Annotated in this window: 11 protein-coding genes; 9 read left to right on the top strand and 2 right to left on the bottom strand. The window is 59.4% G+C overall.

Going from position 1 to position 13,331, the window contains the following annotated elements:
- The first annotated feature begins 31 nt into the window (after positions 1-31).
- The 4 genes from BS629_RS35470 (at position 32) to BS629_RS35455 (ending at position 3,987) form a co-directional block, all read left to right on the top strand.
- Positions 32-964, top strand: coding sequence for an ABC transporter substrate-binding protein (locus BS629_RS35470; protein ID WP_018245625.1), 933 nt, complete (start codon positions 32-34; stop codon positions 962-964).
- A 5-nt stretch (positions 965-969) separates the two neighbouring features.
- Positions 970-1,806, top strand: coding sequence for an amino acid ABC transporter permease (locus BS629_RS35465; protein WP_018245624.1), 837 nt, complete (start codon positions 970-972; stop codon positions 1,804-1,806).
- Positions 1,807-1,935: 129 nt separating this feature from the next.
- Positions 1,936-3,066, top strand: coding sequence for a sugar phosphate isomerase/epimerase family protein (locus BS629_RS35460; protein WP_018245623.1), 1,131 nt, complete (start codon positions 1,936-1,938; stop codon positions 3,064-3,066).
- A gap of 174 nt (positions 3,067-3,240) precedes the next feature.
- Complete coding sequence (locus BS629_RS35455; RefSeq protein WP_026188695.1) at positions 3,241-3,987, top strand: GntR family transcriptional regulator; 747 nt, start codon at positions 3,241-3,243, stop codon at positions 3,985-3,987.
- Positions 3,988-4,168: 181 nt separating this feature from the next.
- Here the strand turns inward: BS629_RS35455 and BS629_RS35450 are convergent, their stop codons facing one another.
- On the bottom strand, positions 4,169-5,128 hold the full coding sequence (locus BS629_RS35450) for an HD-GYP domain-containing protein (RefSeq protein WP_306465262.1): 960 nt from the start codon (positions 5,126-5,128) through the stop codon (positions 4,169-4,171).
- Between the two features lie 86 nt (positions 5,129-5,214).
- Entirely contained in the window at positions 5,215-7,029 is a 1,815-nt protein-coding gene (locus BS629_RS35445) for a putative bifunctional diguanylate cyclase/phosphodiesterase (RefSeq protein WP_018245620.1), read from the bottom strand.
- Positions 7,030-7,398: 369 nt separating this feature from the next.
- On the opposite strand from BS629_RS35445, the gene BS629_RS35440 reads away from it, so the two are divergent.
- The 5 genes from BS629_RS35440 (at position 7,399) to BS629_RS35420 (ending at position 13,330) form a co-directional block, all read left to right on the top strand.
- Positions 7,399-8,934 carry a sensor histidine kinase gene (locus BS629_RS35440; protein WP_018245619.1) on the top strand — a complete coding sequence of 512 codons (1,536 nt, stop codon included), beginning with the start codon at positions 7,399-7,401 and terminating at the stop codon, positions 8,932-8,934.
- 290 nt (positions 8,935-9,224) lie between these two features.
- Entirely contained in the window at positions 9,225-10,235 is a 1,011-nt protein-coding gene (locus tag BS629_RS35435) for a LacI family DNA-binding transcriptional regulator (protein WP_018245618.1), read from the top strand.
- Between the two features lie 42 nt (positions 10,236-10,277).
- A complete protein-coding gene (locus tag BS629_RS35430) occupies positions 10,278-11,552 on the top strand; it encodes an ABC transporter substrate-binding protein (RefSeq protein ID WP_032983656.1) in 1,275 nt (424 codons plus the stop codon).
- Positions 11,553-11,624: 72 nt separating this feature from the next.
- Positions 11,625-12,476: a carbohydrate ABC transporter permease gene (locus BS629_RS35425; RefSeq protein WP_018245616.1), complete on the top strand. Its 852-nt coding sequence runs from the start codon at positions 11,625-11,627 to the stop codon at positions 12,474-12,476.
- A complete protein-coding gene (locus BS629_RS35420; RefSeq protein ID WP_018245615.1) occupies positions 12,473-13,330 on the top strand; it encodes a carbohydrate ABC transporter permease in 858 nt (285 codons plus the stop codon). Before BS629_RS35425 ends, BS629_RS35420 begins: the two co-directional genes overlap by 4 nt.
- Position 13,331 lies beyond the last annotated feature (1 nt).

Here is a 13,331-nt window from a genome sequence, read left to right as displayed (position 1 = left end):
ATTCACCGATACAAAAATGGAAGGGGATCGCATGATGCGCATTCAGAAAATCTTGAAGGCCGGAGTTGCCGGAGCGATGGTCACCTTGATCGCAGCCTCTGCCCATGCCGCCGAGAGTGCCGCCGAGAAGATGACGGCCGATGCCGATGTCGCCAAGCTCCCCGGTGTCGTCCTCACGCAGAAGCTCGCCGACGGGCTGCCGCCCTCCGTCAAGTCATCGGGCGTCCTGAAGGTCGCGACCGACCTGACGCCGCCGATCAGCTTTCACGGCGAAGACGGCAAGCTGATCGGCATCGATGCCGATATCGCTGCCGCACTCGGCGTCATCCTGGGTGTCGATGTGCAGATGACCGATGTCGGCGCGGGTGCTGCAATCGTGCCCTCCATATTGGCAAAGCGCTTCGACATCTCGATCTCGGGGATCAACGACGACCCGGAACTCGAAAAGCAGGTCGACGTGATCGACTACATGTATGACGCCACCACGATCATGACCGGCAAGGACAATCCGCTCGGGATCAACGGCTTGGACGATTTGTGCGGCAAGAAGGTCGCCGTTCCTGTCGGTACCTTCCAGGCGAAGATGGTCGAGGCGACATCGGCCAAGTGCGCGACGCCGGTCAACATCATGTCGATCCCGAAAATGCCGGATGTGCTGCAGGCCGTGCGCACTGGGAGGGCTGACGCCACGGTCAATGGCTACGCCACCAGCGTCTACACGACCGAACACCAGACCGGAAACGGCAAGGGCCTGCAGGCGCTGCCGGATATCCGCCTTGCCGTCGGTTATCTCGGCATGCTGACCGCCAAGGACAACCCGCAACTGCGCGACAGCGTCGTTGCCGCCTTGCAGCAGATGGTGGACTCCGGCGCCTACGAGACCATCATGAAGAAGTGGAGCCTCGGACCGCTGGCCGTGAAGACCGTCAAGGTTAACGATGCCGCCAACATGCCTGCGGATTGACGCCGATGGCCCTGTTTCAAGCGTCACCAATTTCGCTTACCCTTGCGCCATCGGTCGGAAGACCGATGCGTTGGGGCCAGATCGCAACCGGTGCCATCGCGATTTCAGCGCTGGCCTTCTTCGCGCTCGTCGTCGGGCAGAGCCAGAGTATCCAGTGGTCGGAGATCCCTCGCTATCTCGTGGATCCTTCGATCCTGCGCGGCGTGCTGTTGACGCTTGAACTGACGGCAGGCGCCATGGTGTTCGGCATCGTGCTCGGATGCCTGCTGGCACTGATGGCGACGAGTCAGAACCTGGTCCTGAAGGCGATCGCCGCCGGCTTCGTCTGGTGGTTTCGCGGCGTCCCGCTCATTGTCCAGATCTTCTTCTGGTTCAACATCGCCCTCTTCATCCCGCAGGTCGGGATGGGAAGCTTCACCATTTCGATCAACGATCTGGTGACGCCGGCCCTGGCTGGCTTTCTCGCACTCGGGCTGCATGAAGCCGCCAACATGTCGGAGATCATACGCGGTGGCCTGGTCGCGGTCGATCGCGGCCAGCGGGATGCGGCATCCGCGCTGGGATTGAAGCCGGTGCAGACATTGCGGGCCGTTATCCTGCCGCAGGCAGCCCGGCTCATCGTACCGCCAACCGGCAATCAGGCGATCGGCATGCTAAAGGCGAGCGCCATCGTCTCCGTTATCGGGATGCAGGATCTGCTGACCCAGGCACAGGCGATCTACGCCCGGAACTTCCTGGTGATCGAACTGCTGTTCGTAGCCTCGATCTGGTACCTCGCAATCACCAGCATCGCATCGATCGGCCAGCATTTCCTCGAACAAAGCCTCGTTCCGAAGGGCTGAAGCTCGGCGGAGAGGCCCCGTGTCAGGAGGCGCGGCCGGTAGCGTCGGCTGCCTTTAATTTCACCGAACGCCCAACACCAAAGATCGCCATGGAAGCGATCCGATCAGGAAACAGTAAAGGAGCTTGAAATGAAATTGGGTATCGACGGGCTGAAGCTGCCCGAAGCGAAGAAGCGTGGCCCGCTGGCAAGTCTCGACCATGTCAAGGAATTGGGTCTGGCGGGCATCTTCTTTAGCACTGTCCTCGACATGAGCCCGGATCTCGATGGCGGTTTGCTGCGGGAGATCCGCGCCAAGGCCGACGAGCTCGGCCTTTATCTCGAAAGCGGCATCGGCAAGATCAATCCCTATTGCAGCGCCGAAGCGCCGGAACTGCGAGCAATCGGCGATGGCGACATCATCGCTGGCTTTACACGGATGATCGAGGCGAGTGCAGCAATCGACTGCCGTGAGCTCTGGGTTTCACCTGGTAACTTCAAGTCGGTTTATCGCGGGCGGCTGGCCAATGACCGCTTCCGCACGGATATCAGCTGGGAAGACCAACTTATCGCCATCGAAAAGGTGCTGCAGAAGATAGCCCCCGTTGCCCGCGCAAACGGCACGCATATCAACATTGAAACCCATGACGAGATCACCTCCTTCGAGATCCTGAGGCTGATCGAGGCGGTCGGCTCCGACTGCGTCGGCGTCGTCTTCGATACGGCAAACGGACTGCAGCGAGCCGAGCATCCGGTGTTTGCCGCCAAGCGTCTGTCGCCCTATGTGCGCCAGACCCATATCAAGGATGCCTATGTCGGTCGCGCCCCCGGCGGTCTCGATTTTCAGACCCGGCCCTGCGGCGGCGGCATAGTTGATTTCGCCGCGATCCTTCCCATTCTTGCGGACGCTAACCCCACGCTGAACCTGTCGCTGGAAGTCGCCCAGTCTGTCGCCGACAAGCCTCGCAAGGCTAATCCGCGGCAGTGCATCGAGATCGAGGATCCGGTCTGGCGAGCTGGCCACCCGGACCTGACGGCGGATGAGCTTGCGGCCTACATGGCGATGGTGGATGCCTATGAAAAGCGGGTCGCCTCCGGAGCGGTTCTCGACTGGGAAGCTTATGAGAGCCGCTGCTACGGCTACCCGACCTATCAGACGCAATCCTACGGCTTCAATGAGGCGATTGTTTTCATCAAGCAGTCGGCCCGCCACATCGAGGCTATTTGCGCCGAAACGGGTATTGCCTTGTCCCCGCCGGCAAAAGAACAAAAGGCAGCCTAGCCTTTGAAGACAGCGCGCGGGCGGAAATTTTCGTCGGCGCCCTCACAGGGGATTTCTATCAAAATCCAGTGGTTGCGCAGAAACATTCTTATAGAAATAATTACAACGAATGGATATTCGGTGCACGAGTAACTGGACACGCAAAACATACCGAGGCTTGAAGTGGTGAAGGCAATAAGGAAGACGCGCCGCCAAAACGTAAAGACGCCGCCCGCGTCCAATGGGGCGGCCGATAGCGCCGACAACAACGACGACGTCTCCGAGCGCATTCGCGCCACGCTGGCGGCAGCTATCGGTGAAGGCGCCTTAAAGCCGGGCACGAAAATCCTGGAGGAGGCGATCGCGGAGCATTTTGGCGTTAGCCGCACGGTCGTACGCGGCGCGCTCGGTGTTCTCGAAAGTGATCACCTCCTGGAGCGAAAGAGAAACCGCGGCACTTTTGTTGCCGAACCCAGCATTGCCCAGGCCAATAACCTGTTCGAAGCCCGCCGAAAACTTGAAGGACTTCTGCTGGAACTCGTTATTGCACGGGCAACGGCCGAACAACTCGATGCCCTGCAAAAACTGACCGACGAAGAAGAGCACATCCATCACCATGGTGATGAGAAGTCCAAGACGGTTCTGTCTGGGAAATTTCATATCGTACTCGCCGAAACCGCCGGAAATCCTGTCTTGACGGAGATGCTCTCGAAGATCGTCGCTCGCCTGTCCCTCGTCATGTCCTTGTACGAAGAAGAGCGTAAGGACGACTGCGGCGCAGACCACCACCGAATGATCGTGGCGGCGCTGAAGGCCAAGGACCTGGCGAAGGCTCAGCAACTAATGGACCATCACCTGGCCGATATCGAGGGCCGCGTGCGGCTCACCGAAGGACACGGTGATCGGCATACGTTCTTGGCTGTGCTGGAGAACTTCTCGTAGTTTCGAACGTCGCCTCCCGAATAAGATATGGCCATCAATGTTCGCCTTGATGATATTCGAACCGACGGGGTGGAGATCGCTCCTGTGCCCTTGGCCTCTGCTGCCGAAGTGACCGCCGATCCGGAGCGGAGTTGCAATTGACGTTTGGCCGGTGCGACGCGCCGTCCGGCAACTGACGGCTCTAGTGGAGCGTGCCGCTGATCACCATTTTTGATACGAATGCGGAAAGAAGCTGGCTGTCGAAATGGCCCGGCGAATTCATCATCATGTTGATTGCCTCCGCTTGCGAGAAGGCGCGCTTATACGGCCTGATTGTGGTCAACGCTTCGTAAACGTCACAAATCGCCGCAAGCCGGGCTACGTAAGGGATCTTCTTTCCGGCGAGCCGACCAGGATAGCCAGAGCCATCGAACTTTTCGTGGTGGTAGCGACAAATGTCCAGCACCTGCTTGGGAACATGCGCGACATGAGAGACCAGCTCATATCCTCGCTGAGGATGCCCGCGCACAAGATCCATTTCCTCGGCCGTCAGTTTACCGGGTTTCGTCAAAATTTCGTCCGGCAGCGCCATTTTTCCAAGATCGTGAACCAGTCCACCGAGTCCCAGGACCCGTACCTCCTCTTCTCCATGACCGAGGCTGCGCCCCAGGGTGATCATCAGCGCGCTAACCGCCAGCGAGTGGAGGAACGTCAGCTCATCTTTTTCCTTCAGCTTCGCGACCGCGATCAGCGCACCGGCATTGTCGAAGGCTGCCGACATGATCCGCTCCACAGCCGAGCTTGCCGCATCGCTGGCAAAGGAGGCTTTGATCCTGGCGTGGGCAAGCATTTGGCGGATCTGCGGTCTCGTATCCTCTACGCAGTCCCTCGCCTGCTTGATATCCTTCGCCGAAAACACGGCACGAAGCTGGGCGTCAAACGCAGCCCGGTCGATGTCCTGTGTCGCACCCGGGTCGACATCCGCGCCTTTTCCGACGTCGATCACGACCGTCATCAGGCGGCTTGCCATCAAACTCTCGACCTGACCGGCCGCCGAGATCAGGAACGGCTTGAACCGGCGTGTCCTGTCTTCCCCCTCAATCTCGACGTCCTCGACATACATTCCGACCCGCAATTGGCTGACATGTATCCGTTTTCGCATCTCTGATCCGTTCAAAATGATCTTGGTACTCATGTGTTGTCTCAGGTATCGGGCCTTGCCCGAGCGCGAAACCTCGCCCAGGGAGGCTATCGGGCTCCGGCACGGGTCTTGTCTTTGTTGGGCCATTGTCCATGCTGCTCTAAAATGGCTGCGGCAGCCGTTCGATCGACTGCTTTCGAAAAGAGGTAGCCCTGTCCGAGCTTGCAGCCGAGCTGGCACAACTGAGCAGCTTGGGATTCTGTCTCAATCCCCTCTGCGACAACCCGGATTCCCAGCTTGTCAGCTATTCCGATCAGGCCTTCAACGATGAAAGTTCCTGCGTCGCCGGGCACCATGCGATCGATGAAGGACTTGTCGATCTTGATGATGTCGACCGGCACCGTCAGCAGATGGGTCAAAGACGCGTAGCCCGTGCCAAAGTCGTCGAGGGCAACCCGTAAGCCCTTGGACCGAAGAGCCTTTATCTCCTCCGCCACAACATAGTCCCGTTGTCCGAGGTAAACCGATTCCGTTACTTCGAGGATGATGTGCTTAAGAGGAACCTCCGCTTCCCCGAAAATGCGGCACAGCCTGTCTTGCAGATTACCTCCACGAAAATCTGCGGCAGACAGGTTGATGCCGACATGTTGAAGAGGAAGGCCTCGGGCGAGCCAGCTCCGGATGTCCCTTGCAACCCTCAGTAACATCCGTTGTGTCAGCTCAGCAGCAATATGGGCGTCTTTCGTGGCCTCATGGAAATGCGCTGCGGCTATGATTTCGCCGGAAGGCGTGGTCATTCGACACAAGGCTTCGAAACCGACAATTTCGCGAGTATCCAGGCGCAATATCGGCTGGTAATGCGCGTCGATCCGATCCTCTTCCAGGGCGACGCCCACATCGCGAACCGCCCTGAAGCGTCGGGTCAGGGCGGTGCCCAGGCCGGGATAGTGTTGCACGTACCGGCCGCGATTGTGTTCTTTCGCATGATAGAGCGCCACATCGGCGTTCTGGCGGATCTGGTTAGGGTTTGGTTCCATCTCAGCCAGCGCACCGCCAATCGTCGCGGCGGGAAAGACGACATGACCGTCGCAGGTTGACGGAGAGGACAGTGCTTTCAAAATGTCGGTTGCCCTGACATTCAGATCAAGGTCCTTGTCGTCCGACACAATGACAGCAAACTCATCTCCACCGAGCCTAAACGTGTTTTTGGGGCCTGCTGTCGCGGCGATCCGGTCTGCAACCACTTGAATCAATGCGTCGCCGGCTGCGTGCCCGAACGTGTCGTTCACGAGTTTCAAGTTGTCGATGTCCACCAGCAAGATGCCCCAGGCGCGCCGGGATCGAGGCAGCTCTTCGGCTAGAAGCTGGTTGAAACGAGCGCGATTCGACAGCCCTGTTAAAGCGTCGCTGTATGTCAGCCGCTGACGTTCCATTACACGTTCTTCGCGATCGATGGCGATTATGCAGAGATGGACACAGGCGTCGACGAGGTCCCGTTCGATGGCCTTCGGACCGCGGTGGTCTCGATAGTAGAAGGCGAAACTACCAATCACCTGCTCGCCACGCTTGATCGGGCTGGACCAGCAAGCCTTCAATCCCAGTGGAAGGACCAGGGACTTGAAGTCCTGCCAACGAGGATCAGTCTCGATATCGGTGACAATGACCGCTTCACCGAAATAGGCAGCAGCGCCACAGGAGCCCGCAAGAGGACTGGCCTCAAGATTGTCGACAGCCGCTGAATAGTGAGGCGGTAGGGAAGGTCCAGCGAGTGTGTGAAGACGGCTCCCGTCGAACGTCAGCACCGAAGCGATGATCCCAGGAACGGCGGCCTCAACCTCGAGGCAAAGTTGCTCCATCGTTGCTGCCAGCGGTTCCCCTTTGGCAATCATTTCCAGAATGGCATTCTGCAACTCAAGGATCATGACGTCACTTCCCGGAAGGAGACCCTCCCTAGCAAACCGACTTTCAGATCAGGTTACGCGGTTGATTAGATTTTGATCGAATAGACGCCGATGATCAGTTAAGAACCCCGTCGTGCCGAGCCTCGCGTGCGAAAGGTTTTATCCATCATTCGGATCTCCTTCTCGAACGGAGTGGGATTGACCGAATGTCGCGGTCATTCTCTAAAGGTGACTGTGAACATACAATCCTCAGTCGTACTTTTGAGGACGCCGAGTAGTGAGCACTGCATAATTTTCGAGAGTCAGAAATCAGCTTATCGGATATGGTTCGGAATGCGTTGCAATGTCCCCGTCTGGCCGTCGCCGCACTATGGAAATTGGCCCAAAAAGATGATCGGTGGCGATAAATACGTTGGCTCCGTAGGCAAAGCATCGCTCGCGATCATCGCGCTGATGTTCCTGTCATTCACCACCCTCCTGTCGATCTGGCTCATATCCAGTTACGAGACAGCTGTTCGCCGGGGCGATGAGCGTGTCAGCGCCGCTTCCAAAATCGTTGCAGCGAACGCGAATTGGTTGAATTCCCTTGCTCGGGAGACCCTGCACCGAATTGATGATGCTCTGGGGCCGAGTACATCTTTGCCCGGCCCCGATCGGGTGCGCGATCTCGACGCTGCCGTCTATGACCTTCCTCCTCAGGCGACCGCCTATGTCATCGGGGCAGATGGAAAAACGCTCTTTTCGAACGATCGCGATATCAAGCCGATCAACGTTACGGACCGCGACTACTTCGTTCGGTTGAGAAACGGCGCTGACGAATATACATCCCCGCTGATCATCAGCCGCCTTTCCCAGCGGCAGATATTCGTCTTCAGCCGCAGGCTCGAACGCAATGGCGTATTCGCTGGCGCCGCCGTGATTGCCTTCGACGCGAGCATCCTAAGGCCAATATGGGACGCGGTCGCGATAGGCGAGAACTCGATTGTCGGCCTCATCAGGCGCGACGGGCAACTTATCGCCCGATACCCGGAACCCGCCGGACCAGTCGATATGCGAAACCACAAGCTGTTTACCGACTATATGAGGAAGGCGACATCAGGCACATATCGCTCCGTGTCGCCAGTCGACAATGAAGATCGCCTGGTCGCATACCGAATCCTCGAACGCACCCCTTTTGTGGCCATTGCTTCGGCAGATATCAACGTAATCATGCAGCCCTTTTGGGAGGATGCCAAAATCGCGGCTTTATTGGTCGCTTTCGCCCTCGTCGGGGCTTTGGCAGCTGCATTGTGGATTCAGAACCTCATCAAGGTGGACACATTGCACACCAGGCAGCTTGCGGATGCGTTGCGATCGAATGAAACGCTCATGCGCGAGATACACCATCGAGTGAAGAACAACCTGCAGACGGTGATGGCCCTGCTGCGCTTGCAGGGTTTTGAACCGGAAGCCGTTCAAAAATTAAACGAGCGCATCTCTGCGATGTCCGCAGTTCACGAGCAGATGTACGGCTTCGACCAGTTTAGCGGAATATCTGCTCGGGAATTCATTCCATCATTCGTTAGGACGCTCGTAGACGTCCATGGTCGCGCCGTTTCCGTTGACTTTGAAATCGACGACATCGTGATTGCGGCCGACAAGGCAACGCCGTTTGCCCTCCTGCTCAACGAGTTGATTGCCAACAGCATGAAATACGCCTTCGACGGCCGGGCATCCGGAAATATTCGCGTCATGCTGCACGCGACTGAAGGAGAGGAATCCCAACTGACCGTCGCCGACGACGGGATTGGATTCGATGGCCGATCGGACAGCGCCGGGATGGGGACGCGGCTGATTAAAGCCTTCGTAAATCAACTGCATGGCGAGGCGAGATACAATCGCCTGGAAGGAACGCAGTTTACGGCAACCCTCAAGCTTACCGATTGAGCGAGAGCTAATTCGAAGCCACCTCCCTGCCCAAAGCAAGACTTCGGTTATCCCCGCCGCATCGGGAGCGGGACGCGGAGCTACTTTGCGAACTTCCCGAGCGTATCCAGATACACAAGATAGTGGTCCCGCCTAGGCTGCGCTGAAAAGACCCGCCCCTTCGCATATCTCTATGACGTCTCTGCTCGTCTTGAAAGATCATGCGTGCGACATCTGCACGAATCCAAAACGTTTTGGCTTGACTCCCAAAACGTTTTGGAGAATCTTTTTCTCACTTCGGGAGGACGATCTTGGCCAATCTCAAACAGCTTGCGCAATCGCTGGGACTGTCGATCACCACGGTGTCGCGTGCGCTCGACGGTTACGCCGATGTGTCGGCCGCCACGCGAGAACGGGTGCGCGAGGCTGCCGACAAGGTTGGCTACCGGCCGAATGCTTCGGCCCGTCGCCTCCGCAGGCAGCGCGCCGAGCTGGTTGCCGTCACGCTGCCAAGCGATCCTGGCCATATCGGCCCTCCGCATTTCCTCGATATGTTGTCCGGCTGTGCCGAACATCTTGCCGCTGCCGGCCTCAATCTGGTGATTGCACCGGTGCCGCGCTGCGAGAGCGAACTCGACATCTGCCGCCGCTTCGTCGATGGCCGCCGCGTCGACGCCATGCTTCTCGTCCGCACCAAACGGAAGGACGAGCGCGTCGAATTTCTGCAGTCGCGTGGCATTCCCTTCGTCACCAACGGCCGCACCGAAAGCCTGCTGCCCCATCCCTATATCGACGGCGACGGCTTTGCTGGCTTCCGAGCCGCGACGCTGCGCTTCCATGCCGCCGGCCACCGCCGTATCGGCCATATCGCCGGCCCGCAGGAATATTATTTCGCGCATGACCGCTGCCGTGGCTGGCGGGCGGCGATGGAGGAATGCGGCCTTGCGACCGACCTCTGCGCCGAAGGTGCGCCGTTGGAACAGGGCGGCTACCTCGCGGCGCTGGAACTTCTGCGCCAACCATCGCGTCCGACCGCACTCGTCTGTGCCACCGACGAAATGGCGATCGGGGCGCTGAGGGCGCTGCGCGAGGTCGATGGCGGCAACCAGATCAGCATTGTCGGCCATGACGATCTGCCGATGGGCGCCTTCACCAGCCCCCCGCTCTCGACCATGCGCATGACCGGCGAAAACCTCGGCGCGAGCTTCGCCTCGCTGCTGTTGCGCGCCATTGCCGGAGAGCCCGCCGAAGAACTCCAGGAACTTCACGCGATCGAATTCGTCGATCGCGACAGCCATCGCCGTCCCGCCAAGGCGGCATAGACAGAAGTGCATCTCAAACAAAGAACAATGAAGGAGGAGAAGATGAAACATATCATGTCATTTGGAATTCTGGCTTCCACCGTGCTGGCCTTCGCCTCGCCGGTGCTTGCCCAGACGGTTTTCGTGTCCACCCAGCTTCGCCCGATCGAAGAGGCGACCGTCGTCCGCGAGGAGCTGTTGAAGGATGTCGGCTCGGTTGATTACGTGGTCGAGGAGCCGCCGCAATTTGCTGTCCGCATGGAGGCCGAACGTCAGGCCGGCAAGCGCACCGTCAGCCTCGTCGGTGCGCTACATGGCGAGCTCTCGCCGCTTGCCGACAAGGACACGCTCGAGCCACTCGACGATCTCGCCAAGAAGCTGGCAGCGAGCGGCATGCCGCAGTCGCTGCTCGACCTCGGCAAGCTCGGCAAGCCGACCCAGCAGTATATCCCCTGGATGCAGGCGACCTATGTGATGGCTGCCAAAAAGGAAGCGCTGCAATACCTGCCTGATGGCGCCGACGTGAACGCGCTGAACTACGATCAGTTGATCGAGTGGGGCAAGAATATGCAGGAGGCGACGGGCCAGCCGCAGATCGGTTTCCCGGCCGGCCCGAAAGGGCTGATGGCGCGTTATTTCCAGGGCTATTTCTATCCGTCCTTCACGGGGGGTGTCGTGCGCACCTTCCAGAGTGCCGATGCGGCTGCTGGCTGGGAGAAGCTGAAGGCGTTGTGGGCCTATGTGACACCGAATTCGACCAGCTACGACTTCATGCAGGAGCCGCTCGCTGCCGGCGAAGTCATGGTCGCCTGGGATCATATCGCCCGGCTGAAGAATGCCATTTCTGCCGCACCGGATGATTATGTGGTCTTCCCCGCTCCCGCCGGTCCCAAGGGCCGCGGCTACATGCCAGTCGTTGCTGGTCTCGCCATTCCGAAGGGCGCGCCTGACAAGGCCGGCGCAGAAAAGATCATCGAGCATCTGTCTATGCCGGACACGCAGCTCCTGACCGCCTCCAAGGTCGGCTTCTTCCCGACCCTGAACGTCAAGCTGCCGCCGGATCTCGACGCGGGCGTTGCCCTTCTCGCCGGTGCGGTCACCGCCACCCAGGCTTCCAAGGACGCCGTCATCTCGCTGCTCCCGGTCGGCCTCGGCGACAAGGGCGGCGAGTTTAACAAGGTCTACATGGACAGTTTCCAGCGCATCGTGCTGCAGAACGAGCCCGTTGCAGACGTGCTGAAGACCCAGGGTGCCACGATGGCCAAGCTGATGACCGACACGAAAGCTGCCTGCTGGGCGCCCGATGCCAAGAGCGACGGCCCCTGCCCGGTCGAATAAATCCGCCCGAGACGCGTCCGGGCGAAATGCCCGGGCGCTCCTTCACCACTCTGCTCGTCAAGGCGGGAGTCGATGACCAATAGCCGACCCTGGATCCCCTATCTGCTGATCCTGCCATCCGTCGCCTTTCTGGCGCTGCTCTTCGTCGTGCCGCTGGTGCAGACGATCTGGCTGGCGGTTTCGGATAATGGTGTGCTGTCGCTTGATAATGCCGAGCGGATGGTCACCGACATCAATTTCACCCGCTCGGTGAAGAACACCTTCCTGCTGACGATCGCTGTCGTGCCGGTGCAGATCGCCATTGCGCTTGCTATGGGCACCATGGTCGCCAAGGTCGGCCGCGGGCGCGAGACGATCCTGTGGATCTGGACGATCCCGCTCGGCATTTCCGATCTCGCCGCCGGTCTCGTCTGGCTGTCGATCCTGCAAAATACCGGCTATCTGAATTCGCTGCTCTTCGGCCTCGGCATCATCGGCAGGCAAGCGAGCTGGCTTTCCTACCAGACGCCGGTCGCGCTCTTCATTGCAATTGCGGTTGCCGAAATCTGGCGCGGCACGGCCATCGTGATGGTCATCATCGTCGCCGGTCTCAACCAGGTGCCGAAGGAATTCAAAGAAGCCGCCGAGATCTTCGGTGCTGGCCCGTGGACGCGCTTCTGGCGCATCACCCTGCCGCTGATCCGCCCGGCTCTACAATCGGCGCTGATCCTGCGCACCGTGCTCGCCTTCGAAGTCTTCGCGGTGGTCTATGCGCTCGGCGGACGCAATTTCCCGGTCCTCGTCGGCGAGGCCTACAACTGGCAGAACCAGAACCAGAACTACAGCGTCGCTGCCGCCTATGCGGTGCTGATCATGATCATCTCGCTTGCCGCCACGCTCATCTATCTGAAGGCCTTGAAAGTCGATCCGGAGCGCCTGCCATGACCACGGACACCATCAGCACGGCCGCAGACACACCCAAAGCGGCCGGCTTCGTCTCTTCACGCCGTTGGCTTCTCTGGAGCGGCATCGCAGCGCTTTGCGCCTGGGTGCTGGTGCCGATCTATCTGGTGGCACTCGGCGCACTTGGCGGTCGCCAAGGCGTCTATATCTGGCCGAAGACCGGTCTTCCCACTGGCATATCGCTGGAGCCCTTCATTCTCTTCCTAAAGACCGAAGGCGTCGTCCAGTCCTTCCTCAATTCGCTGGGGGCAGCCGGCATTACGGTGGCGCTTTCGATCCTGCTCGGCGCGCCGGCCGGTTATGCGCTCGCCCGCTATGATTTCCGCGGCAAGGACAGCTACCGCCTCCTGGTGCTGCTGACCCGCGCCTTCCCGCTGGCAATCCTGGCATTGCCGCTGACGGTCTCCTTCATCCGGCTCGGCCTCTATGACACGATCGTCGGCGTCGGTCTCATCCATACCGTCCTGGCGCTGCCTTTCGCGGCACTCGTTACGCAGGGCATTTTCCTCGGCGTGCCCAAGGAGTTGGAGGAAGCCGCCTGGGTGTTCGGCTGCACCCGCATCCAGGCCTTCTTCAAGGTGGTGGCACCCTTGGCGCTGCCCGGCATCGTCGCAACCGCGGTCTTTGCCTTCGTCATCTCGTGGAACGAGGTCTTTGCCGCCTCGGTGCTGACGGTGCGCAACCGCACGCTGACCGCCTACCTGCTGACCGTGCTGTCGGAAAGCCCGATGCATTACCGTTTTGCCGGGGGCCTGATGCTCATCCTTCCCTCGGTTGTCTTCATCTTCGCGGTCAGACGTTACCTCTTCGCGATCTGGGGCATTTCCTCCAAATAAC

Origin of the sequence: Rhizobium leguminosarum bv. viciae USDA 2370, from assembly GCF_002008365.1 — a bacterium.
GTDB lineage: Bacteria > Pseudomonadota > Alphaproteobacteria > Rhizobiales > Rhizobiaceae > Rhizobium > Rhizobium leguminosarum.
This window is presented reverse-complemented; position numbering and strand designations above follow the sequence as displayed.

Excerpts from the sequence above, each read along its gene's own strand:
- BS629_RS35470 (WP_018245625.1), top strand. The coding sequence starts at position 32 with ATGATGCGCATTCAGAAAATCTTGAAGGCCGGAGTTGCCGGAGCGATG.
- BS629_RS35465 (WP_018245624.1), top strand. The coding sequence starts at position 970 with ATGGCCCTGTTTCAAGCGTCACCAATTTCGCTTACCCTTGCGCCATCG.
- BS629_RS35460 (WP_018245623.1), top strand. The coding sequence starts at position 1,936 with ATGAAATTGGGTATCGACGGGCTGAAGCTGCCCGAAGCGAAGAAGCGT.
- BS629_RS35450 (WP_306465262.1), bottom strand. The coding sequence starts at position 5,128 with ATGCGAAAACGGATACATGTCAGCCAATTGCGGGTCGGAATGTATGTC.
- BS629_RS35445 (WP_018245620.1), bottom strand. The coding sequence starts at position 7,029 with ATGATCCTTGAGTTGCAGAATGCCATTCTGGAAATGATTGCCAAAGGG.
- BS629_RS35440 (WP_018245619.1), top strand. The coding sequence starts at position 7,399 with ATGATCGGTGGCGATAAATACGTTGGCTCCGTAGGCAAAGCATCGCTC.
- BS629_RS35430 (WP_032983656.1), top strand. The coding sequence starts at position 10,278 with ATGAAACATATCATGTCATTTGGAATTCTGGCTTCCACCGTGCTGGCC.
- BS629_RS35425 (WP_018245616.1), top strand. The coding sequence starts at position 11,625 with ATGACCAATAGCCGACCCTGGATCCCCTATCTGCTGATCCTGCCATCC.
- BS629_RS35420 (WP_018245615.1), top strand. The coding sequence starts at position 12,473 with ATGACCACGGACACCATCAGCACGGCCGCAGACACACCCAAAGCGGCC.